The organism is Bacillus sp. SIMBA_031 (assembly GCF_046535225.1).
Lineage (GTDB): Bacteria > Bacillota > Bacilli > Bacillales > Bacillaceae > Bacillus > Bacillus velezensis.
In genome coordinates, this window is record NZ_JAWRXC010000336.1 from 1 (window position 1) to 265 (window position 265).

A 265-nucleotide genomic window follows, 5' to 3' on the forward strand; every position below is an offset into this window, starting at 1 on the left:
GTATCAAGCTGACCCTGTTTTTTATTTTCACGATATTATTACTTATACTTGTTTTAGTGCCAAAGCCAAGCTTACTTACTTATAAAAAATCATCTATGGTAAGCCAAAGTGTGTATTGGCCAGGGTTGTTTTCAAGCGAACCAAAACTACTGGACTCAACCCTCCACCCGCGACTGGATAAGGAGCATAGAACCCTTTACCTATGTATTGATTTACAGCAACCGCAGAGCTGCCAAAAATATCGAATTATTGCTGAGGAAGGAAT

1 protein-coding gene is annotated in these 265 nt (G+C 39.2%); it reads left to right on the forward strand.

Translation table 11 applies throughout. From position 1 onward, the window contains the following. Positions 1–265, forward strand: a 265-nt coding sequence (locus SB724_RS20545) for a hypothetical protein (RefSeq protein WP_410572758.1), incomplete at both ends; no start/stop codon positions are given.